Annotated in this window: 21 protein-coding genes; 4 read left to right on the top strand and 17 right to left on the bottom strand. The window is 52.9% G+C overall.

What is annotated here, in order from left to right; translation table 11 throughout:
- Positions 1 to 167 precede the first annotated feature (167 nt).
- Positions 168 to 1,256, top strand: coding sequence for a tRNA/rRNA methyltransferase (locus HMPREF3119_RS17300; RefSeq protein ID WP_064483342.1), 1,089 nt, complete (start codon positions 168 to 170; stop codon positions 1,254 to 1,256).
- A 492-nt stretch (positions 1,257 to 1,748) separates the two neighbouring features.
- Here the strand turns inward: HMPREF3119_RS17300 and emrB are convergent, their stop codons facing one another.
- From emrB to nrdH, 11 genes are all read right to left on the bottom strand, one after another.
- Positions 1,749 to 3,281: a multidrug efflux MFS transporter permease subunit EmrB gene (gene emrB, locus HMPREF3119_RS17290; protein WP_004235564.1), complete on the bottom strand. Its 1,533-nt coding sequence runs from the start codon at positions 3,279 to 3,281 to the stop codon at positions 1,749 to 1,751.
- 12 nt (positions 3,282 to 3,293) lie between these two features.
- Positions 3,294 to 4,472, bottom strand: coding sequence for a multidrug efflux MFS transporter periplasmic adaptor subunit EmrA (gene emrA, locus HMPREF3119_RS17285; RefSeq protein WP_070580410.1), 1,179 nt, complete (start codon positions 4,470 to 4,472; stop codon positions 3,294 to 3,296).
- 243 nt (positions 4,473 to 4,715) lie between these two features.
- Positions 4,716 to 5,231 carry a transcriptional repressor MprA gene (gene mprA, locus HMPREF3119_RS17280; RefSeq protein ID WP_004235567.1) on the bottom strand — a complete coding sequence of 172 codons (516 nt, stop codon included), beginning with the start codon at positions 5,229 to 5,231 and terminating at the stop codon, positions 4,716 to 4,718.
- A gap of 483 nt (positions 5,232 to 5,714) precedes the next feature.
- Positions 5,715 to 6,941, bottom strand: a complete 1,227-nt coding sequence (locus HMPREF3119_RS17275; RefSeq protein WP_070580408.1) for an MFS transporter — start codon at positions 6,939 to 6,941, stop codon at positions 5,715 to 5,717.
- 170 nt (positions 6,942 to 7,111) lie between these two features.
- Positions 7,112 to 8,110, bottom strand: a complete 999-nt coding sequence (gene proX / locus HMPREF3119_RS17270; protein WP_004235570.1) for a glycine betaine/L-proline ABC transporter substrate-binding protein ProX — start codon at positions 8,108 to 8,110, stop codon at positions 7,112 to 7,114.
- A gap of 82 nt (positions 8,111 to 8,192) precedes the next feature.
- Positions 8,193 to 9,332 (bottom strand): glycine betaine/L-proline ABC transporter permease ProW, encoded by a 1,140-nt coding sequence (proW, locus tag HMPREF3119_RS17265; RefSeq protein WP_070580406.1) that lies wholly within the window; start codon positions 9,330 to 9,332, stop codon positions 8,193 to 8,195.
- A complete protein-coding gene (proV, locus tag HMPREF3119_RS17260) occupies positions 9,319 to 10,524 on the bottom strand; it encodes a glycine betaine/L-proline ABC transporter ATP-binding protein ProV (protein WP_004235572.1) in 1,206 nt (401 codons plus the stop codon). Before proV ends, proW begins: the two co-directional genes overlap by 14 nt.
- Before the next feature lie 604 nt (positions 10,525 to 11,128).
- Positions 11,129 to 12,091, bottom strand: a complete 963-nt coding sequence (nrdF, locus tag HMPREF3119_RS17255) for a class 1b ribonucleoside-diphosphate reductase subunit beta (protein ID WP_004235573.1) — start codon at positions 12,089 to 12,091, stop codon at positions 11,129 to 11,131.
- Positions 12,092 to 12,115: 24 nt separating this feature from the next.
- A complete protein-coding gene (gene nrdE, locus HMPREF3119_RS17250) occupies positions 12,116 to 14,236 on the bottom strand; it encodes a class 1b ribonucleoside-diphosphate reductase subunit alpha (protein WP_070580404.1) in 2,121 nt (706 codons plus the stop codon).
- A gap of 30 nt (positions 14,237 to 14,266) precedes the next feature.
- Positions 14,267 to 14,683 (bottom strand): class Ib ribonucleoside-diphosphate reductase assembly flavoprotein NrdI, encoded by a 417-nt coding sequence (gene nrdI / locus HMPREF3119_RS17245; protein WP_004240863.1) that lies wholly within the window; start codon positions 14,681 to 14,683, stop codon positions 14,267 to 14,269.
- A gap of 21 nt (positions 14,684 to 14,704) precedes the next feature.
- Positions 14,705 to 14,923 carry a glutaredoxin-like protein NrdH gene (gene nrdH, locus HMPREF3119_RS17240; RefSeq protein ID WP_024474189.1) on the bottom strand — a complete coding sequence of 73 codons (219 nt, stop codon included), beginning with the start codon at positions 14,921 to 14,923 and terminating at the stop codon, positions 14,705 to 14,707.
- Between the two features lie 308 nt (positions 14,924 to 15,231).
- On the opposite strand from nrdH, the gene mnmH reads away from it, so the two are divergent.
- The 3 genes from mnmH (at position 15,232) to cspE (ending at position 17,372) form a co-directional block, all read left to right on the top strand.
- A complete protein-coding gene (gene mnmH / locus HMPREF3119_RS17235) occupies positions 15,232 to 16,314 on the top strand; it encodes a tRNA 2-selenouridine(34) synthase MnmH (protein ID WP_070580402.1) in 1,083 nt (360 codons plus the stop codon).
- A gap of 181 nt (positions 16,315 to 16,495) precedes the next feature.
- Entirely contained in the window at positions 16,496 to 16,963 is a 468-nt protein-coding gene (locus HMPREF3119_RS17230) for a methylated-DNA--[protein]-cysteine S-methyltransferase (RefSeq protein ID WP_004235582.1), read from the top strand.
- A gap of 199 nt (positions 16,964 to 17,162) precedes the next feature.
- Positions 17,163 to 17,372, top strand: a complete 210-nt coding sequence (gene cspE, locus HMPREF3119_RS17225) for a transcription antiterminator/RNA stability regulator CspE (protein WP_004235583.1) — start codon at positions 17,163 to 17,165, stop codon at positions 17,370 to 17,372.
- Positions 17,373 to 17,462: 90 nt separating this feature from the next.
- Here cspE and HMPREF3119_RS17220 read toward each other — a convergent pair whose 3' ends face one another.
- The 6 genes from HMPREF3119_RS17220 to rlpA all read right to left on the bottom strand — a co-directional run bounded on the left by HMPREF3119_RS17220 (position 17,463) and on the right by rlpA (position 23,115).
- Positions 17,463 to 18,311, bottom strand: coding sequence for an EamA family transporter (locus tag HMPREF3119_RS17220; RefSeq protein WP_036424934.1), 849 nt, complete (start codon positions 18,309 to 18,311; stop codon positions 17,463 to 17,465).
- 303 nt (positions 18,312 to 18,614) lie between these two features.
- Entirely contained in the window at positions 18,615 to 19,580 is a 966-nt protein-coding gene (gene lipA, locus HMPREF3119_RS17215; protein ID WP_004235585.1) for a lipoyl synthase, read from the bottom strand.
- A 131-nt stretch (positions 19,581 to 19,711) separates the two neighbouring features.
- On the bottom strand, positions 19,712 to 20,344 hold the full coding sequence (gene lipB, locus HMPREF3119_RS17210) for a lipoyl(octanoyl) transferase LipB (protein WP_004235586.1): 633 nt from the start codon (positions 20,342 to 20,344) through the stop codon (positions 19,712 to 19,714).
- Positions 20,345 to 20,485: 141 nt separating this feature from the next.
- Positions 20,486 to 20,749, bottom strand: coding sequence for a DUF493 family protein YbeD (gene ybeD, locus HMPREF3119_RS17205; RefSeq protein ID WP_004235588.1), 264 nt, complete (start codon positions 20,747 to 20,749; stop codon positions 20,486 to 20,488).
- Positions 20,750 to 20,817: 68 nt separating this feature from the next.
- Entirely contained in the window at positions 20,818 to 22,032 is a 1,215-nt protein-coding gene (gene dacA, locus HMPREF3119_RS17200) for a D-alanyl-D-alanine carboxypeptidase DacA (RefSeq protein ID WP_004235589.1), read from the bottom strand.
- A gap of 93 nt (positions 22,033 to 22,125) precedes the next feature.
- Positions 22,126 to 23,115, bottom strand: a complete 990-nt coding sequence (gene rlpA / locus HMPREF3119_RS17195) for an endolytic peptidoglycan transglycosylase RlpA (protein WP_049246186.1) — start codon at positions 23,113 to 23,115, stop codon at positions 22,126 to 22,128.
- Positions 23,116 to 23,130 lie beyond the last annotated feature (15 nt).

The following is a 23,130-nucleotide window of genomic DNA, read 5'->3' as shown; positions in this document are numbered from 1 at the left end:
TTCACAAAAAACAGTATGCATTGTACTGTTAACGCTGCACAATAGCATGATTTTTCGCGGGGGCGCCTGAGTTCAGTGCCTCCGGCGGGGGCGGCCGGTGACCATAACCGGCAGGTCCGGACGATATCGGGTAATCTTCGCCCCCGGAAATGGCGTGGGAGAAACACATGAACGACTCTTTAAATGGTAAAAACGGCAAAGTGAAAGTAATGTATGTCCGCAGTGAGGACAAACAGGACGATCAGAAAAAATCAGACAGACGCGGTGGCCGGGGATCAGATCGCGGCGACCGCAACAGCCGCGGCCCGCGCGGGGATCGCAATGAGCGCAGCAATCGCGGAGAACGCAGTGACCGCAGTGATCGCGGCGAACGCCGGGGTCAGGGAAGTTATTCCGATGATGGTCGTTCACCGTGGAAAACAGTGTCCCGTCAGCCGTCAGAAGACGGAGAAGGGCTGATCCCGGATCACGGTGGTATCAGCGGCAAAAGTCAGATTGACCCGGCACAACTGCGCCGTCAGCGTCAGGAAGAAACCCGTATTTACGGGGAAAACGCCTGTCAGGCCATGTTCCGCAGCCGTCCGGAGCGCATTGTGCGCGCCTGGTTTGTTCAGTCAGTGACACCGCGTTTCCGCGATGCCCTGAAATGGCTGGCGGCAAACCGCAAAGCCTATCATGTGGTGGATGAGGAAGAGCTGGCCAAAGCATCCGGTACTGAACACCACGGCGGTGTCTGCTTCCTGATTAAAAAACGCGGCGGTGTGAGTGCGGAAACTTATCTGGAAACCGCCGGTGAGCAGGATTGCGTGCTGGCGCTGGAAAACGTAGGTAACCCGCATAACCTCGGCGGTATTATGCGCAGCTGTGCTCACTTCGGTGTCAACGGTGTGATCCTTCAGGATGCCTCTGTGCTGGAATCCGGTGCGGCTGTCCGCACAGCGGAAGGCGGTGCCGAGCATCTGGTCGGGATTGATGCCGATGGTCTGACGGATACGCTGGATTTATTCCGCAAAAAAGGGTACGCCATCGTCACCACCTCCAGCCACAAAGGCAGCACCGATCTGGCGAAAGCCACACTGCCTGCAAAAATGGTACTGGTTCTGGGTGAAGAGAGTGACGGCCTGAGTGACGCGGTCTGGGAAGGCGGGGATATGCGCCTGTCAGTCGGCGGTACCGGTAATGTCGAAAGCCTGAACGTGTCCGTTGCGACCGGGATTATCCTGGCACGCTGGTGGCAGCAGAATAAAGTCAGCTGATACCGGCTGATTATGATTAATAAAACCCGGCGTTTGCCGGGTTTTTAATTAATGATGTTCATGAATGTTTTTTCTGAAATAAATATCTCCCGTTATATTCACCTGTCTGTCAGCACGCCAGTCATAACGGCTGTACGGGGATAGATGCTGTTAATGTCAGATATTATAAAAAAACCATGCCGGAGCATGGTGCAAAAATGTGCATTAAAAATAAAAATTATGGCAAACAGCATTAATAATGCTAAATCATGCTCACACTCCTTTGTGAATATAATATTGATAATTATCCGTGATATTAATTCCGCAACCGGAAAGTGTATTTTCCTGCGGTGAAATAAGAATAGCAATTTGATGATTTTAATAGCAAGTGATTATTCTGTTAATAAGTTTTTGTTTTATTATTGTTTAATTAATTTGTAGATAAATATATTTTATTTTTATATTAAGCACATCAATAAAAATAAAGGCACCGCAGTGCCCTTATTTTCTTATTTAATGTGCACCACCGCCGCCGCCACCGGCAGTAAACGGTGGTTTGGCAAACCAGACCAGCAGCATCAGCACCAGGAAGACACCGGCAGAGAGCCAGAAAATCTCGTTCGCAGAGATAATCAGCCCCTGGTCGGTGATCACTTTTGCGATATAGGCCGATGATTGCTGCTGCGACATCCCCATTTCACCCAGCGTGTGATACATCTGCTGTGTATCCGGGCTGAACGGGTTGATATGCTCGGCAAAATTGGCGTGATGCATGGACTCCCGCTGTGTCCACATCGTGGTGGTGATCGATGTTCCGATAGCGCCGGCCAGTGTCCGCGTAAAGTTTGACAGGCTGGATGCCGACGCCATTTTCTCCGGCGGCAGGCCGGAAAGCGTAATGGTGGTCAGCGGCATAAAGAAACAGGCGATTGCCAGCCCCTGTACAAACTGCGGCCAGGCTGCGGCGGCAAAGTCCATTCCCGGCTCAAACGTATAGGCCCGCCAGTAGAAACAGACGGTATACATAATGAAGCTGAATGTCACAATGATCCGGTAATCCACTTTATGAGCATATTTGCCGATAAGCGGTGTGATCAGCAGCGGCAGAATACCGACCGGCGCGGAAGCCAGTCCCGCCCAGGTGGCAGTGTAGCCGAATACCCCCTGCAACAGCTGCGGCAGCAGAACAATGGTGCCGAAATAGAGCATATAAGCCAGACTGAGGCTGAGGCAACCTATTGTGAAGTTCCTGCTCTTAAACAGAGACAGGTCCACCACGGGGTGATCATCCGTCAGTTCCCAGACGATCAGGAAGGCGATGGCAACCACAGCTATCACGGTCAGGACAATAATCTCCGTCGAGTTAAACCAGTCCAGCTCTTTGCCCTGGTCGAGCATAATCTGCAGACAACCAACCCCCACCACCAGCAGGATCAGCCCGACAGTATCAATCGGACGGATTTCCGTTTTGGTTTCCCGGCCCTCCAGGGTTTTTGCGGTCAGCATCATGATCACAATCCCGAACGGCACGTTGATGAAGAAAATCCAGCCCCAGTGATAGTTGTCACTGATATAGCCGCCGAGGATAGGCCCGCAGATCGGCGCGATAACAATGGTGACTGACCAGAGCGCCAGCGCCATAGTGCGTTTTGCGGGAGGATAGTTATTGAGCAGCAGACTCTGTGACAGCGGGATCAGCGGCCCGGCCACCAGACCCTGGATCACGCGGAAGAAAATCAGCATGCCCAGGCTGTTGGAAATACCGCATAACCAGGAGGAGATGGCAAACAGCGCTGTTGACCACATAAACAGACGCACTTCGCCGATCCGCTTGGCCAGCCAGCCGGTGATCGGGATGGAGATGGCATTCGCCACCCCGAATGAGGTAATCACCCAGGTTCCCTGAGAGTTAGAAGAACCCAGGTTACCGGCGATCGTCGGGATCGCCACGTTGGCGATAGTGGAGTCGAGCACCTGCATGAAAGTCGCCAGTGACAGGGCGATAGTCATCCAGGCCAGTCTTGCTCCGGTCAGTGGCGCCTGCATAACCCTGACCCCTTACTGACCGGCATTGCGGCTGATAATCTCAGCGATCATCTGATCCGCCGGTTGCATATCAATGCTCAGGGCACTGGTATGATAGGCCGGATCGGTGCGCACGCTTTTCGACCGCACCAGGCCGTCAGTATTCTGTGTGTCCACCGTGACATCACCGGAAAGACCGATACGCAGCGGGTATTTCTCCAGCTGTGCCGGATCCAGCGCGATACGCACCGGCAGACGCTGCACAACCTTAATCCAGTTACCGCTGGCATTCTGCGCAGGCAGCAGGGAGAAGGCACTGCCGGTGCCCATGTCCAGCCCAGTAACGGTACCGGTGAAGACCACTTTGTCGCCGTAGAAATCAGTAACCACTCTGGCCGGCTGCCCGATACGCATGGCGCTGAGCTGGGTTTCTTTAAAGTTGGCATCAATCCACATACCGGTGGCCGGAACCACCGCCATCAGCGGGGTAGCAGGGGTGATTTGTGCACCGACCTGCACACTGCGCCGGGAGACATAACCGTCCACCGGGCTGCGGATATCGGTCCGCTCCAGTGCCAGCCAGGCGTTGCGCACTTCGGTGGCTGCCTGTTTCACTGCCGGCTGTTCACTCAGCGGGGTATCGAGGATCACGGCTTTGTTGGCATTAAACTGCTCGGTGGCAACATCCAACTGCGCTTTGGCACTCACCACGGCTTCGCGGGCGTGCTGAAGTTCTTCTTTGCCGATCACATTTTGTGCGCCCAGTACTTCACGGCGGCGCAGGTCATTCTGCAGGCGGGTCAGTTCTGAACGGCGGACTTCAATTCCGGCCAGTAACTGACGGCTGTTGATCATCTGCTGATGTGTCTGGCGGACACTGTTTGCCAGCGCAACCTGTGCTTTTTCCAGCGCCAGTCCGGCATCGCGTTTATCGAGCTGCACCAGCAGCGTTCCGGCGGTCACATAATCGGTATTATCCACACTGACAGTGGTGACACTGCCGGGAACCTGTGACATCACAATCACCTGGTTGCCGGTGACATAGGCGTTATCGGTCGATTCATGGTGGCGGAGCACCATAAACCAGTAAACGGTGTAAGCCGCACCCAGTAATACAAACAGTAATGTCAGTAACATCAGCGCATTACGGCGTTGTCGTTTTTTGTTACGGACTGGGGGCTGGACAGCCTGAGTTTCCTCACTGACACTCATCAGTTATCTCCGGATATTGTTCTTTTTTTAAGGTGTTGCATGACATAACCGCAACAAAGACAGGCTTGCTATTGTCGTCACTGTGATAAACGACAACCGCAAGCCCGGATGGTCAGCACATCAATTGATGGCAGAAATGTCAGCCTGTGAAGGATAAAGGATCCGGGCCAACAGAAAAGGTTTTTTTACACCTGCTTATTGAGAAAAGCTCTTATTCATTAACCTTAAACAATAAAAGGTTATTTAGTTGTCGCTCTTATCGAGCTGAATAAGCAGTTTGCGCATCAGCTTTTCCAGGTTTTTCTGTTCATCTTCGGCCAGTGCTGACCAGATATGACGTAATGCATCATGCTGAGGCGGCAGCAGACTGTGCAGAAAATCTGAGCCTTTTTCTGTCAGGTGCAGATGCAGACAGCGGCGGTCATTGTGGCTCTCTTTGCGCTCAATCCAGCCGTTTTTCTCGAGTTCATCCGCGATGCGGGTCGCATTGGTGCGGGAAGATCCGAGCGCGGCGCTGAGTTCTGAAGGCTGAATGCTGTGAGATTCTTTAGTATCCAGAATCATCAGAGCCATGAATAATGTCTCATTGATACCCTGAGATTTCAGCATATTGTTGCGTTTTTCTAATAATTTACTCTGAACGTGCATTGAAAGCCGGGTCAGTAAAATTTCCTGATACGGCAGATCGGCACCCAGATTCTTCTGTTGTGAGATCCGGCTGTTAAGCAATTCTTCTGTCGGTGTAAATGAACTTTCCATTATTGAGATACCTTATTAGTTTCTGTTGGTATGTTAACCCGGCTATGACCCGGTGAAATGACCGGCCAAAAGATTAATTTAACAATTATAGCAGGTTAATATCACTACATTTCTTTTGATAATGCCACCTGATTCATAAATTTTATGAATGTTAGTCACAAATATCACTTATTATTTAGCAAATCACTTACATTTTCATTACCGGGCGGCTGACTCTGATTATGCGTAATTTTTGCTTCATAAATTACGTCAATTTTTATTAGTGAACCATGATAATGAAGAATATCAAATGACCTTCATTGCCGTTATGGCAGTGATTATCGCTGTGGTATCTATTTTACGTGGTCAAAAATTATTTTCTTTGATTAACAGTGTTATTTGTAACTTTTAACGAAGGAATAATCCACAGGTGGTAGATTATTATGCGATGTTTGTTGGATTTTTGAGTGGAAAAAGCACCCTAAGGTGCTTTTTCCGGAGGAATCAGGTGTGTGATGGCTGCTGACGGGTAGACGTTTCATCAGACTGCGGTACATCATACTTCTTCCCGGCAAGCCAGATCACCAGCCCCAGGGCACTGACTGCCGCGCCGCTGTAACAGACGCCATCCCAGCCATAGTGGCTGTAGGCATAGCCGGACAGCAGTGAACCGAATGCGCCGCCGCAGAAATAGCAGGTCATATAACCGGCTGTCAGACGGCTGCGTGCCTCCGGCATCATCCGGTAGAGGGTACTCTGATTGGTGACATGCACCGCCTGTACCGCCAGATCCAGTACCACCACCCCGGCCACAAAGGCTGCGACAGAATAACCGCTCAGCGCCAGCGGGATCCACGAGAGCAGAAGCAGCAGCAGACCGGCGCTGGTGGTCAGGCGGCCTTTGCCTTTATCGGCAAAACGCCCGGCCGGGCCTGCCATCAGGGCACCGGCGGCACCGGCGAGGCCGAACAGCCCGATAGTGCTCTCGGAATAATTAAACGGATCCGATGCCAGCAGGAAGGCCATAGACGTCCAGAGCAGGCCGAACGCGGCAAACACAATGGCACCGAGTGCCGCCCGGACACGCAGAACCGGGGTGCGGACAAACAGCACCACAATGGAGGCCAGCAACTGACCGTATTTCAGTTCAGACACCTGCTTATACTGCGGCAGGTGCAGATACAGGATCAGCGCCAGCAGAACCAGCAGCCCGGATGCAGCCCAGTAGACTGTCCGCCAGCCGCCGAATTCCGCCAGCACACCGGCGACGGTCCGTGCCAGCAGGATACCGAGCAGCAGGCCGCTCATAATAATCCCGACCGCCTTGCCGCGGTGCTGCGGTTTGGCGATAGTCGCCGCCAGCGGAATAAGAATCTGCGCCACCACGGAAAACATCCCGGCCAGTGCGGTGCCCAGCAGCAATTGCCAGAGGGTCTGTGACAGAGCAGAAATCACCAGCCCGATAGCTGACAGCAGTGTCATGGTGACAATCAGGTTACGGCGCTCGAATTTGTCCCCGAGCGGCACCAGAAACATCAGGCCGGCAGCATAACTGAGCTGGGCGGTGGTGACGATAAATCCGGCCATACCGGCGGTAACGCCGAATTGTGCGGCAATCGTCTCCAGTAAAGGCTGTGCATAATAGTTACTTGCGACTAACAACCCGGTTGCCATTGCCATCAGGCAGATAAGCTGAGGTGTCAGAACCGCATCAATAGTTTTCTTTTTCATGATTATTATAAGATTGATTGAGTATGAAATGATTACGGGTACTACGGAGCGCTACTATATAGAAAGCAGACCGGAAAGGGTATCGATTTTGTGAGGTTGATCACGTTTCGTTGAGGGTAAAAAAAAGCGGCCATATGACTATGGCCGCCGGGAGGCTTTTTCAGATCCGGTTATTTATCAGCGGCTTTGCGTGCCTGTTCAATCCAGCCGTCGAATTTTGCCTGATTGGCTTTAATCCAGGCATTGGCGTGGCGTTCAATATCCGCCTGCGAGTTTTCGCCGTTATGCATGCGCAGGTTCTGGGCGTTGATGGCCGAGACCGGCAGTTTCATGACAGCGAACAGCTCTGCGGCTGCCGGGTTTTGTTCAGCCCAGGCTTTGTTGGCTGCGATATGCATGGTGCTCGGCGGGAAGCCGTAGTTTTTGCCGTTCGGCAGTTTGGTGTCAATTTTTTCGCCGTCCGGCATGGAGGAGAACGGTACTTCCAGCCAGACCACATCACGTCCCGGTTTCAGCACATCACTGATCCAGTACGGCGTCCAGGTATAGTAAAGCACCGGTTTGCCTTCTTTGTAACGGGTGATGGTGTCTGCCATCATCGCAGCGTAGTTCCCCTGGTTGTGCTCAACGGTGTCTGTCAGCTTATAGGCGTTCAGATGGTTGTTGATGGCGGCCTCACAGCCCCAGCCAGGGTTACAGCCGGTCAGATCCGCTTTACCGTTGCCGTTGCTGTCAAACAGTTTGGCGATTTCCGGGTCTTTCAGTTGTTCAATATTGGTGATGTGGTATTTCTCAGCGGTTTTCTTGTCAATCAGATACCCCTGAGCGGCGTTCACGACATAATCCCCTTTGCGGTAGAATTTATCGTCACCTCCGGCCGCTTTGTACTGGGAATTGTGCAGCGGCACCCAGCTTACTGCCATAAAGGTGGCATCACCGTTGGCGATTGACGCATAGGCTACGTTGTAATCCACTTCCTGAATCGGCTGCACGTCATAGCCGAGTTCTTCCAGTGCTTTGTTGACGATAAGGGTCTGAAAGGTTTCTTCAGTAATGGTGCTTTGTACAGGCAGCACTTTGACCCCTTTGCCCGGCTGCGCGGTGTCCGCGAAAGCCTGAGTACCAATGAGTGCCGATAAGGCGATTGCTGCGATTGCTGTCTTACGCATCGTTTTCCCTCTTGTTGTGCCTGCCGCCGCGATAACAGCGGCAGGGTGATAATGAGCGGGAGCGGAAGCCCCCTACCGTGTGTTACGGCGCGCGGCGGAACGGACGGGTGATAAGCCCGGCAGGACCGGTGCGATACCAGCGGCGGCCGGCTTTGCTGCGGGAATCTTTCCCGAGTGATTGTGTCAGGCGGTCAAGAATAATGGCGAGAATGACAATCCCCGCACCGCCGACAGACGCCAGCCCCATATCCAGACGGCCGATACCGCGCAGTACCATCTGCCCCAGACCGCCGACGGCGATCATGGAGGCGATAACCACCATTGACAGTGCCAGCATCAGCGTCTGGTTGATCCCGGCCATGATGGTCGGCATTGCCAGCGGCAGCTGTACTTTAAACAGCATCTGACGCGGATTGGCACCAAAGGATTCTGCGGCTTCGACCAGGTCGGCGGGCACCTGACGGATCCCGAGGATAGTCAGGCGGATCACCGGCGGCAGGGCGAAGATAATGGTCACCACCACACCCGGCACGTTACCGATACCAAACAGCATGACAATCGGCACCAGATAGACGAAGGCCGGTGTTGTCTGCATGGCGTCGAGCAGCGGACGGATAAATTTCGCGGCGCGTTCATGCCGCGCCAGGGCAATACCGGTCGGTAACCCGATGATAATACAGAACATCAGGGCGGTCAGAACCAGTGACAGAGTCACCATTGCTTCATTCCATGCCCCGATGGCCCCGATAAAGGTCAGTGATACCACGGTGGCAAGCCCCAGTCCTTTGCCGCTCATCTGCCAGGCGAGCAGGGCAAAAATAAGAATGGCGATCGGCGCCGGAATGGCGGTCAGTCCCTGTTCAAAGGTCGTGAGCACAAAATCAATCGGCACACGGATGCCCTGAAAGACCGGACGGAAGTGCAGCACAATCCAGTTGATGGCATCGGTCACCCAGCTGTCAAACGGGATCAGCGAGTGATCAAACGGATTTGCCCAGTCAAACGCGGGGCCGGTATCTGCCGGTGCTGCATCCAGCCAGTCACTGCCGCTGTCCGCCGCGCCACCCCACGGGTCGGCATCCGCACCGCCGGTATCGGCGGCACTTCCCCACGGATCACTGCTGTCTGCGGCGTCAGGGGCTGTTTGTACTGATGAAGGATCCGGCTCTGATGTTGCCGCCCACGGATCCAGTTCTGTATCCTGTTGATTATTCCGGCTCATTCGGCGTCTCCTTATCTAAAGCCTGCAGCAGCATCCCTTTTGAGATAACCCCGGCATAGCGGTTGTTGTTGCCGACCACCGGAACAGCACACGGTGACTGCGCGACAACGGTCAGCAGCTCATTGAGCGGTGTGTCAGCACTGACCGCCTGCGGCTCGCTCAGAATGGCGTCTGTGATAGGTTTTTTCGCTTTCAGTGCCGCCTCCAGTGAGGCAACAGAAACAATACCGGCAAATTTTTGTCCGCGTTCAATCAGGTAACCGTACTCGCGGTCATCATCATTGAGAACTTTCAGTGCCGAACGCGGGCCGAAGCCCGGCGCAACATGCAGCAGCGCATCCGCACGGCGGCGGGCAATATCTTTGGCGCTGAACACATGACTGATATCCACACCACGGAAGAAGGTACGGACATAATCATTAGCCGGATTATTGAGGATCTCATCCGGGGTGCCGACCTGCACCACAACGCCGCCCTGCATAATGGCAATACGGTCGCCGATACGCATGGCCTCGTCGAGGTCATGGGAAATAAACACGATGGTACGCTGTTTATCGCCCTGGAGGCTCAGCAGCTCATCCTGCATTTCGGTGCGGATCAGCGGATCAAGGGCGGAGAACGCCTCATCCATCAGCAGGATATCCGGGTCATTCGCCAGCGCGCGGGCAAGCCCGATCCGCTGACGCATCCCGCCGGACAGCTCATCCGGATAGGAATTCGCCCACTGCTCCAGGTTGACCTGTTTCAGCGCATCCAGTGCACGGTCGTGGCGTTCCGCTTTGCTCATCCCGGCCAGTTCCAGGCCGAATGCGGTATTGTCGATCACCGACATATGCGGCATCAGAGCAAAGGACTGAAACACCATGCTGATTTTTTTACGCCGTACCTCGCGCAGTGCCTGATCAGAAATCACAGCGATATCTTCGCCGTCGATCAGCACCTGGCCGCGGGTCGGTTCTATCAGGCGATTGAGAAGACGAACTAAGGTGGATTTCCCTGAACCGCTCAGTCCCATGATGACGAATATTTCGCCTTCTTCAATGGCCAGATTGGCGTCCTGTACGCCGACGGTAGCACCGGTCTTTTCAAAGATATGTTCTTTGTCCAGGCCCTGTTCTAATAATTCAAATGCCTGTTTCGGGTGCTCACCAAATATTTTATAAAGATTTTTAACTTCGAGTTTTATTGCCATGCAGTATATCCATTCAGAATAACGTGGATGTGAAATGGGTAAATGTGGATCCTCTCCCTGAAAAAAACGTTATTTACCCTAGCATACGAGATAATGCTGACAACCCCTTGTTTATGAGAATTAATCAAAAAGAACGGATATATTTTTGGTGTAAAATCACCGGGATCCGCTGAATATCTTATTTCATTAATATATGAATAATCTGCGGAAAATAAGAAAGGAAAAGTACCGGAAAGTTAACCAGGCACTTGTTTTAACCGCTTTTTATCCGGAATGCCTGAAAAGGGAATATGATGATATTTTGCCGGATAATCCCGGCGTCAGTAAGTTGTGAGATTCATCGCGAAAACAGGGAAAAAAAATTGCACCACATTAAATATATTTATTAATAATGATGTGTAATTATTGGTGCAATAACAGATATTTCGCTTAAGTCTGGAAATGACTCGATAAAAACATCCTGATAACCGGAAAATACCCCCGTAAAAATTGATGATTCAGGTTGTTTTGTGAGCTAAAAATGCACTGATATAAATATGCTGCAATATCAGTGCATTAATAAAACCGGTGTTTATAGTACGATACTTAAACGGAAGTGATTGATTTAAAAATCCCAGTCTTCATCTTCTGTGTTCACTGCTTTACCTATCACATAAGAAGAGCCGGATCCGGAAAAGAAATCGTGATTCTCGTTGGCATCCGGTGACAGCGCCGATAATATTGCCGGACTGACATCCGTCACACTCTCCGGAAACAGTGCTTCATAGCCTAAGTTCATCAGTGCTTTATTGGCATTATAATGCAGGAATTTAATCACATCCTCAGACCATCCGGCACCGTCATATAATTTCCGCGTATAACTGACTTCATTCTCGTATAAATCAAATAACAGACTGAAGGTAAATTCCTTTATTTCTTTGCGGGTTTGTTCATCATAATTCTGTAATGAGCGCTGGAATTTATAGCCGATATAATAGCCGTGAACTGCTTCATCCCGGATAATCAGGCGGATAAGATCGGCGGTATTCGTCAGCTTGGCGCGGCTTGACCAGTACATCGGTAAATAAAATCCGGAATAGAATAAGAAGGATTCCAGAAACACACTGGCGACTTTCTTTTTCAGCGGGTGCGGGTCACGGTAATAGCCGAGGATAATCGCTGCTTTATTTTGCAGGGTCGGTTCCTCTTCACTCCAGCGGTAGGCGTCATCAATCTCCTGTGTGGAGCAGAGCGTGGAGAAAACCGAGCTGTAAGAGCGGGCATGTACCGCTTCCATAAAGCTGATATTGGAGAGTACCGCTTCCTCGTGCGGTGTCAGGGCATCTGGGATAAGCGCCGGTGCGCCGACCGTGTTCTGAATGGTATCCAGCAGGGTCAGCCCGGTGAACACGCGGATGGTCAGCTGTTTCTCTGCCGGGGTCAGTGTCTGCCACGACGGAATATCATTGGAGAGCGGCACTTTTTCCGGCAGCCAGAAGTTGCTGGTCAGGCGGTTCCAGACTTCGAGATCTTTGTCATCCTCAATCCGGTTCCAGTTAATCGCGGAAATGCGGCTTAATGTGGTCATGATAATATCCTGATATAAAACGGTTTATACGGCGCAGGAAACACAGCCCGCCACTTCGGTGCCTTCCAGTGCAGACTGACGCAGACGCACGTAATAGAGGGTTTTTATCCCTTTGCGCCAGGCATAAATTTGTGCGCGGTTGATATCGCGGGTGGATGCCTCATCACTGAAAAAGAGGGTGAGGGATAAGCCCTGATCAACATGCTGCGTGGCGGCGGCGTAGGTATCGATAATCTTTTCCGGCCCGATTTCGTAGGCATCCCGGTAATACTCAAGGTTATCGTTAGTCATAAAGGCGGCCGGGTAATAGACACGGCCGAGTTTGCCTTCTTTGCGGATCTCAATACGGGCCACAATCGGGTGAATGGAGGAGGTCGCGTGATTAATATAGGAAATCGATCCGGTCGGTGCGACTGCCTGTAAATTCTGGTTGTACAGCCCGTGCGCCATCACACTCTCTTTCAGCTGCTGCCAGTCCGCCTGCGACGGAACAGCAATTCCGGCATCGGCAAACAGGGTGCGGACTTTTTCTGTCGCCGGTTCCCATTTTTGCGTAATGTATTTGCTGAAATATTCCCCGCTGGCATAGGCGGACTGCTCAAAGTTACGGAATGTCTGCTGCCGCTCAATTGCCAGTTGGTTGGAGGCTTTCAGGGCATAATAGGCGATGGTTAAGAAATAGATATTGGTGAAATCAATACCTTCTTCTGAACCATAATGAATATGCTCCCGTGCCAGATAACCGTGCAGGTTCATCTGCCCGAGCCCGATAGCATGAGAGCCCCGGTTGCCGTGATCGATGGACGGCACACTGCGGATCTGACTCATATCTGACACCGAGGTCAGCCCGCGCACGGCGATTTCAACAGAGCGGGCGAAATCCGGGGAATCCATCATTTTCGCGATGTTCAGCGAGCCGAGGTTACAGCTGATATCACGCCCGGTATGGCGGTAACTGAGGTCGTCGTTGTATTCGCTGGCACTGTTGACCTGGAGGATCTCCGAGCAGAGGTTGCTCATATTAATGTAACCGGCGACCGGGTTTGCACGGTTCACATTATCCTCAAACATAATATAGGGATAACCGGATTCAAACTGGATCTCCGCCAGGATGCGGAAAAACTCACGGGCATTGATTTTGCGTTTGCGGATGGCCTTGTTATTCACCATGTCCGCATAGTGCTCTGTGATGCTCAGTTCTGACATCGGTTTGCCGTAAATCCGCGCCACATCGTACGGGGAGAAGAGGTACATCGGCTCGTTATTTTTGGCCAGCTCAAAGGTGATATCCGGGATCACCACGCCGAGAGACAGGGTCTTGATACGGATTTTTTCATCCGCATTTTCCCGTTTGGTATCGAGAAACGTGAGGATATCCGGATGGTGTGCATGCAGATATACCGCCCCGGCTCCCTGGCGCGCGCCCAGCTGATTGGCATAGGAAAAGGCATCTTCCAGCATCTTCATCACCGGCACCACGCCGCTGGACTGGTTTTCAATCAGTTTGATCGGCGCACCGGACTCACGCAGGTTAGTCAGCAGAAATGCCACACCGCCGCCGCGTTTGGAGAGTTGCAGGGCCGAGTTCACACTGCGTCCGATGGATTCCATATTGTCTTCAATACGCAGCAGGAAGCAGGAGACAAACTCCCCGCGCTGCTTTTTGCCGCAGTTGAGGAAGGTCGGGGTGGCGGGCTGGAAACGTCCGCTGATGATTTCCTCCAGCAGATGCTCTGCCAGTTGCGTATCTCCCCGCGCCAGTGTCAGCGCCACCATACAGACGCGATCTTCAAACCGCTCTAGATAGCGCTGGCCGTCAAAGGTTTTCAGGGTATAGCCGGTGTAATATTTCAGGGCACCGAGGAAGGTCGCAAAGCGGAATTTTTTGCTGTACGCCAGCCGGAACAGATTTTTAATAAATTCAAAATCATATTGTCCGATGACGTCAGCTTCGTAATAGTTTTCATTAATCAGAAAATCGAGCTTTTCCCGCAGATTGTGGAAAAACACGGTGTTCTGATTCACATGCTGGCGGAAGTAGTGGTGCGCCGCCGTGACATCTTTATCAAACTGGATCCTGCCCTCTGCATCATACAGGTTGAGCATGGCATTCAGGGCGTGGTAATCCGTGTATTCAGTGGTCATCGTGTTATCCCGGAATCAGGTAAGCAGCACTCAGCAGGCGGTCTCAGCGGCCTGCTGCTGCCAGAATTGGTGTAAGCCGCGGCGGACGTTATCGACATCCGCCTGTGTGCCGAGCAGTTCAAAACGGTATAAAAACGGCACCTGACATTTGGCGGCGATAATGTCACCGGCGATGGCATAAGCGCGGCCAAAGTTGGTATTTCCGGCGGCAATCACACCACGCAGCAGTGCCCGGTTCTCAGGCCGGTTGAGAAAGCGGATCACCGGACGCGGCACCGCGCCGCTGTGATGGCCGCCGCCGTAGGTCGGCACCAGCAGCACAAAGGGCTGAGTGGCGGTAAGGTCACCATCTTCCGGCAGCCGTGTGGCCGGGATCCCCAGTTTTTCCGTGAAACGGTGACAGGTTTCTGAACGGGTGGAGAAATAAATCAGTGCCTGCGTGGTCATGGTGCCTCCGGCGTGTGCGGTTCAGAGGGCGGCAAGTTTGTCGGGACGGAACCCGGCCCAGTGATCCTGACCGGCGATCACCACCGGCACCTGCTGATATCCCAGTGTGCGGACATGCTGATACGCCTGCTCATCCTGAGTGATATCAATGACACTGAACGGAATATTTTTCCGTGTCAGCATCTGGTAGGTGGCATTGCACTGCACACAATCGGGTTTGCTGTAGATAGTCACTGTCATGGCGGTTTCCCGTGGTTATCGCTGCCCGTTATGAGCAGATATCGTGGGTTAACTGTGTTTTGAATACTATATGTAGACATTAAATATATCAACCACACTATATATGGTGTTTTTGCATTTTGAATGATTATCACTATTATTAATCCGGATGTGAGTAAATGCATGATGAACTGTCTGCACGGTGAATATGCGGAGGGGGAAAATCCGCAGCGACAAATGTCCCCGTCAGGCGTACAATAAAAAAATCTGAACTGTCTTTTGCAGACAGCTGAATTTATTGGCATCTGAACTGAAATCACACATTTATTATGGAATTAGCTCCGTCTTCCCGAACTATCCGCACACTCCTTGCTTCTGATACCCCGCTGATTGATGTCCGCGCGCCGGTTGAATTCAGCCAGGGAGCCATGCCTGCCTCACACAATCTGCCGCTGATGAATGATGAGGAGCGGGCCGCTGTCGGTACCTGTTATAAGCAGCAGGGCGCTGAAAAGGCGCTGGCGCTGGGGTATCAGCTGGTAAACGGTGAGCGCCGTGAACAGCGGATAGCAGCCTGGCTGGCGGCCTGTGCGGATTATCCGCAGGGTTATCTCTGTTGTGCCCGGGGTGGCCAGCGTTCGCATATCGTGCAGCAGTGGCTGCGGGATGCGGGAACGGAATATCCGCTGATTACCGGCGGTTACAAAGCACTGCGTCAGGCGGTAATTCAGGTGACTGAAGAGCTGGTGGCGCGCCCGGTGATCCTGATCGGCGGCTGTACCGGCAGCGGTAAAACCACGCTGGTGGGCGAACTGGCTGATGGTATCGATCTGGAAGGACTGGCGCATCACCGCGGATCGTCTTTCGGGCGCACGCTGGAGGCGCAGTTTGCCCAGGCGACATTTGAAAACCATCTCGCTGCCGCCATGATAAAAAAAGAAAACGCCGGGACCCGCTGGGTGCTGGAGGATGAAGGCCGCGCCATCGGTGCCAACGGCCTGCCGGAGCCGCTGCGGGTGCAAATGGCACTGGCTTCGCTGGTGGTGGTGGAAGATCCGTTTGAGCGCCGTCTGGAACGGCTGAAAGAAGAATATTTTGACCGCATGACTCATGATTTCACCGCCGCATACGGTGAAGAAAAGGGGCGTGAGGCATACAGTGAGTATCTGCATCACGGGCTGTCAGCTATCCGGCGGCGGCTCGGCACGCAGCGGGCGGCGGAACTGACCGCGCTGCTCGACAGTGCACTTGCCGAGCAGTGGCGCAGCGGCAATACCGAAGCTCACTTCTCGTGGCTGTGTCCGCTGCTGGAAGAATATTACGACCCGATGTACCGCTATCAGCTGAGCAAAAAAACCGACCGCATCCTCTTTCGCGGCACCTATGAAGCCGTCGCTGACTGGCTGAAATAATCCGCCGTCTCATCATTCGTCACAAAGCTGTTCACCGGGGTATCATTTTCCGGTGAACTGACTTGCATGAATTCATTTGCCTCGTTATTTTCTCTGTTGTGAGATGAATGACGTAAATGATGTTTGTCTCTTTATCATAATTAGGTTTTGCTATAGCAAAACCAGCACAAAGGGCAGACGTATGGCAACGACTTATATAAAGGCTCCGGCCGGATTTCCCCGCCGTTATATCATTATCAGCGCGGATGAGCAGGGGATCACTGAACTGGGATTTGATGATACTGCGCCGGCGCAGACAGACAGTGATAACCCGCATATCAGACAGTGTATTCATGAGCTGGATGAATATTTCGCCGGGAAACGGCAGGATTTCAGTGTGAAACTCAATCCGCACGGTACGGAATTCCAGACCCGGGTGTGGGCGCAGTTATCAACTATTCCGTTTGCGATCACCTGGTCTTATAAAGATCTGGCGCTGAAGCTGGGCTCTGCCAATTACTGCCGCGCGGTTGGTATGGCAAACGGGCGTAACCCTGTTTGTCTGATTATTCCGTGCCACCGGGTGATTGCACACGACGGTTCAATGGGCGGATACAGCAGCGGGCTGGATATTAAGCAGTGGCTGTTGCGCCATGAGGGCATTATCTGAGTAAAAAGGTGGCAAATGTTGCTGACCGTTGAAATAACCAGGACAAATCCTCTGGTATATCAGCGGAATATCTCTCACAATGACGTTATCCGGCGGGTAGTTTAGTATCGAACCAGATTGCCCGGCAGGATCAATACAGTCTGAAAACGACTGGCCGGGTACTGATGAAGTACTATCACTTGTTAAAGGGTTTTTTTGAATGTCAAAGCGCAAAGGTAACGTGAAGTGGTTTAACGAAGCAAAAGGTTTCGGTTTTATCACTCCGGAAGACGGCAGCAAAGATGTGTTTGTTCACTTCTCTGCAATTCTGAACGACGGTTTCAAAACACTGGCAGAAGGCCAGAAAGTGGAATTTGAAATCGTTGATGGCGCTAAAGGCCCGTCTGCTGCAAACGTTGTCTCGATTTAAGTTGTAACACGCTATACCGTAGCTGTTATTTTAATTCGACATTATCGTGACGAAAACCCGTTACTCACCATAGTAACGGGTTTTTTTATATCAGCACCGGTTGGCGACCTGGCTGAGCCAGACACTGCCGATCACCACGATAACCCCCGCACACTGTAACAGGCTCAGTTGCTGATCCAGCACAAACCAGCCCAGCAGTACCGCCGTCAGCGGACTGAGAAAACCGAGCGATGCCACGGAATTCGGCCCGAGGATTGCCAGTCCGCGAAACCAGAACAGATAGGTCAGCGCCGCGCCAATCAGCCCCAGATACAATAATCCGCTGATATTGAGCAGCGTCAGCGGCGGCAGTGCCGGTTCAAGCAGCAGAGAGACCGGCAGCAGCAGTAATCCGCCTGCGGTGAGCTGCCAGGTGGTAAAGGTCAGCGGTGAGACATCCGGCTGCCAGCGGCGGCTCAGCACGGTACCGGCGGCCATGGAGAACGCACCTGCTAACCCGGCAATAATACCGATGGTGTCGAGTTTTGCCTGCGGTGTCAGTAACAGCAGTGCCACCCCGCCTATCCCGCACAGTGCGCCGAGTACTGCCAGCGGCTTCAGTACATTGCCCAGCACCATGCGGGAGAGCAGCAGCACAATCAGCGGCTGAATAGCGCCGACGGTCGCAGCCACGCCACCCGGCAGACGATAGGCCGAGACAAACAGCAGCCACCAGAACACCGCGAAGTTCAGTGCCCCGAGCACGAAAATCCGCCCCCACCAGATCCCTTTAGGTAACTGGCGGATAAACAGCATCAGCAGCAGACCGGCGGGTAAGGCACGCAGCATGGCAACAGTCATCGGATAACCAGCGGGCAGCATTTCGGTGGTCACCAGATAGGTACTGCCCCAGACGGCGGGAGCGAGTGCTGTCAGACATAAAACGCCACTACGTTTCATAATTTACTCATTAATAATGTGATATGGAACGCATCATAATCCGCATCAGTTGCAGTGGGAATAGCGGCAGCGGGGCAGAGCACAAAAGACATATATCATTGGTTTTTTTTCCGGTCAGATAAAACGCCGGTAACGGGCAGGCGAACGAAAAGCGTAAGCGCCATGGATGGCGCGATCCGAGCGCACAGGGAAGTGTTTACAGCGACTTTTCGTTTTGCCCGTTACCAGCGTTATCACCGGATCGGCATAAAAAAACCGCCGTTTTTCAGCGGCGGTTTCAGGTATTCACAGAATGGCGGGAAATTACTTAACTTCTTCGCCTTTGGCCTGCAAATCAGCATGGTAAGAAGAGCGGACAAACGGGCCGCAGGCGGCGTGAGTGAAGCCCATCGCCATTGCTTCGGCTTTCATTTCCTCAAACTCTTCCGGGCTGACATAACGCTGAACCGGCAGATGGTGACGGCTCGGCTGGAGATACTGCCCCAGGGTCAGCATGGTCACGCCGTGACGGCGCAGGTCGCGCATCACATCGAGGATCTCTTCATTGGTTTCGCCTAAGCCGACCATCAGGCCGGATTTGGTCGGGATCTCCGGATGGGCTTCTTTAAAGCGTTCCAGCAGTTTCAGTGACCACTCATAGTTAGCGCCCGGGCGCACCTGACGGTAAATACGCGGTACGTTTTCCAGGTTGTGGTTGAAGACATCCGGCGGAGTGGCGGTCAGGATTTCCAGTGCTTTATCCATACGGCCGCGGAAGTCCGGCACCAGGGTTTCAATTTTAATCGCCGGGCTGTGGTCGCGGATAGCGGTGATACAGTCAGCAAAGTGCTGTGCGCCGCCGTCACGCAGGTCATCACGGTCAACAGAGGTGATCACCACATAACGCAGTCCCATATCTTTGATGGTCTGACCGAGTTTCTGTGGTTCGTTGGCATCCGGTGCATTCGGACGGCCGTGGGCAACGTCACAGAACGGGCAGCGGCGGGTGCAGATAGCCCCGAGGATCATAAACGTGGCGGTACCGTGGTTAAAGCATTCGCTCAGGTTCGGGCAGGAGGCTTCCTCACAGACAGAATGCAGGCCGTTACGGCGCATTGCATCTTTGATCCCTTTGATTTTATGGGAATCAGCCGGAAGTTTTATTTTCATCCAGCTTGGTTTGCGTAATCGTTCGGTCGTCTCTGATACCAGGTTTTTGACCGGGATAAGCGCCATTTTATCGGCATCACGGTATTTGATACCGCGTTCCATCTGAATTGGTTTACTCATGTTTATGTCATTTCCGGTTAGATTCATCGGATAGTGATTGATGAGTGCCGTGGTGACGGCCTGTCTGCTGAATGTAACGAAGTCATCAATCTTTTAAAAATCTTTTTAAAAATGTTAAAAAAATTATATCACTATTCTGCGGCAAGTTGGAATCCTAATTGCCGGCAGAATTGTGCGGTCAGCACGGGCTGAACATCCGCAAGGGTAATACCGGGAACAAAATCAGCCATTTGTGTCATGGCGAGACCGGCATAGCCACACGGATTAATACGGTGAAAAGGCTCGAGATCCATATTGATATTGAGCGCCAGGCCGTGGAATGAGCGGCCGTTGCGGATCCGCAGACCGAGTGAACAGATTTTGTTACCCGCCACATAAACACCGGGCGCATCCGGGCGCGGGTAAGCGTCAATATTCCACTGTTTCAGGGTCTCAACCACTGAATTTTCCAGCGCGGTTACCAGTTCGCGCACACCGATTTTGTCGCGTTTGAGATCAATCATCACATACATGACCTGCTGTCCCGGGCCGTGGTAGGTCACCTGGCCGCCGCGATCAGACTGGATCACCGGGATATCACCGGGGGAGATAACATGTTCGGCTTTCCCTGCCTGGCCCTGGGTAAAAACGCGCTCATGCTCGACCAGCCAGATCTCGTTACCGGTTTCCGCCGTACGCTGTTCGGTAAATTGGTGCATGGCTTCAGAGACAGGATGATAAGGCCGCAGGCCCAGCTGACGTAAAATAATGGTGTTATTTTGCAAAATGGTATCTTCAGTTCGGTATGCCGGGCCAGCAGTATAACGCGCACGGCAAATGCGTACCAGTGATGCGCATAAAATGTTCAGAGGGATAAAAAAAAGCCGCCCGGAAAGGCGGCCTGAAATGATGAAGAAATGACGGTGTTACAACACCATTCTGACGCGCTCTAACGCGCCTAATTCTTCGTACAGATTCTCGATCTGCTCAATGTGTGTCGCATCAATGGTGACAGAAACGGAATGATAGGTTCCTTTGCTGCTTGGTTTGATTGACGGACTGTAGTCACCCGGCGCGTGGCGCTGAATCACTTCCAGAACATCATTCACTAATTCCGGTTCAGCGGCACCCATCACTTTGTAGGTAAATGAGCAGGGGAACTCTAACAGTTCATTGAGTTTGGTTTTCATGGGTGCTCCTTAATAAAGCAAAACGTCAGATGAACTAAATATGGGGATAGTTCATCTGATTTCAAGTCTCAGCCGAACCAGCGGTGAAACAGCAGGCGGATGTAGTCGATCAGACGGCTGAAGAAGTTCCCTTCCGGTACCGCTTCCGTCACGACCAGCGGCCGTGTTTCAATGATCTGGTTGTCGAGCTGGAAATTAATGGTACCGACCACCTGGTTTTTCGCCAGCGGCGCATGCAGCTCCGGATCGGTCAGGACAAAACCGGCTTTCAGATCTTTCAGGCGGCCGCGCGGAATGGTGATATAAACATCATTTTCCACTCCTAACTGCACTTTGTCTTTATCACCGAACCAGACGATTTCCGAGACCAGCGGGTTGTCTTTCTGCATCGGTCTGACCGTTTCAAAGAAACGGAAGCCCCAGGTGAGCAGTTTCTTGCTTTCCGCATTACGGGCTTTGGCAGATTTGGTGCCCATCACCACGGAGATCAGACGCATATCCCCTTCGGTGGCGGAAGCGACCAGGTTATAACCCGCGCCGTTGGTGTGACCGGTTTTAATCCCGTCCGCATTCAGGCTCTTATCACCCAGCAGGTCGTTACGGTTTTGCTGGGTAATATTATTATAGGTGAATGAGCGCTCTTTATAGATAGCATATTCATTCGGCACGTCGCGGATCATTGCCTGACCAATCAGCGCCATATCCCGCGCACTGCTGTACTGGCCGTCGGCATCGAGGCCGTGAACGGTTTTAAAGTGGGTATTTTTCAGACCAAGCTGCGCCACATACTGGTTCATCTGGCCGACAAACGTGTCCTGATCACCGGCAACAAACTCGGCCATCGCCACACAGGCATCATTACCGGACTGCAGGTTGATACCGCGTGTGAGATCCGCCACGCTGACGCGCTCGCCCGGTTTGAGGAACATCAGCGAGGAGCCGCGGAATACCGGGTTACCGGTTGCCCAGGCGTTTTCCCCGATGGTGACCATGGTGTCCGGCGTGAATTTACCGGTGTTCATTGCCTGGCCGATGACATAGCTGGTCATCATTTTGGTCAGACTGGCCGGATCACGGCGGACATCGGCATTTTTCTCCGCCAGCACTTTGCCGGAGTGGTAATCCATCAGAATATAGGATTCCGCTTCAATATCCGGAACAGGCGGGATGGTGGTATTCAGATTCGGAACATCAGCGGCAGAAGCTGCGGCGCTCAGTGCCAGGGTCAGACCGAAAGCGGCCAGGCGCCCGGCGCGGTGTTGATAAGTCGTTGCGTATTTCATGAGTGTTAAAACAACATTGATGATGCCGGTGAAAAAGAAACGCTATCATAGCAAAACTGCTATGACAGCGCGTAGTGTTATCACTGCCTGTTTTTAAGGTGCAAGGATAAATGAATTCATATTCAGCTGCTGCTGAAGGCGTCCCTGTACTTCGGCGGCCCGTTCACGGCTGGTAAACGGCCCCAGCTGGACACGGAACATATCACCGGAGGATTCTGTCATACCGGGCACACCCAGTTTATCGCTGAGCTCTTTCTGCCACTGTGTTGCGCGTTCCGCACTTGCCACAGCACCCACCTGGACGCGGTAACCGCTGACAGCGGCCTGCTGCGGTGCGGGTGCGGCGGTGTTTTCAGTTTGGGCTTCTGCCGGTGCTGCGGGCTGTTTCACGGTCGGGATCAGTGCGGATTCCGGCTGCGGCTGTGCCATAACAGGACGGCTGTTGATCGGCACCACCGGGGTGGTATTGGTCACCGGCGTACCGAGAGCACTGGTTTTGCCCAGTTCAGGGCGGCCCGGCAGGGCATAGCTCTGTTTGGCGACCACGGTACCGACAGTCCCGGAGCCGCTCAGCGAGCCGTCTTCCGCAACCACAATCGGGTCAATTTTAATTTTGGTATTCGGCAGCAGGTTCAGGCGATCTGCGACAGCGCGGGAAAGCCCGATCTGTTTGCCCGGCATATACGGGCCGCGATCGTTAATCCGCACCACCATCATGCGGTTATTCGCCATATTGGTGATCCGCGCATAGCCGGGGATTGGCAGCGTCGGGTGGGATGCGGTCAGTTCGGCGCTGTTGACGATTTCGCCGGTAGCGGTCCGGTTACCGTTCTGGGCCTGACCATAAATCCAGGCATATCCCTGCTGACTGAAGTTTTCCGGATCACGGACAATCTGATACTGCTGACCATTACGGACGTAATCATTATTCGCGCCCGGATGCAGCGGCTCGTAGGCCGGTACGGCGCCGAGAATCTCTTTTGCCGGGCCCGGCGGCGGTGTCTGTTTGACCGGCGGCTGCACTGACGGGCAACCTGCCAGCAACGCGGCCATCGCTGTGACCGCAATCCATTGTAAACGCATGAAAACCTCGTAATG

The organism is Morganella sp. HMSC11D09, from assembly GCF_001807955.1.
GTDB classification, from domain to species: Bacteria; Pseudomonadota; Gammaproteobacteria; order Enterobacterales; family Enterobacteriaceae; genus Morganella; species Morganella morganii.
Note: the sequence above shows the minus strand (reverse complement) of the source record. Positions and strands in the feature narration are given on the sequence as shown.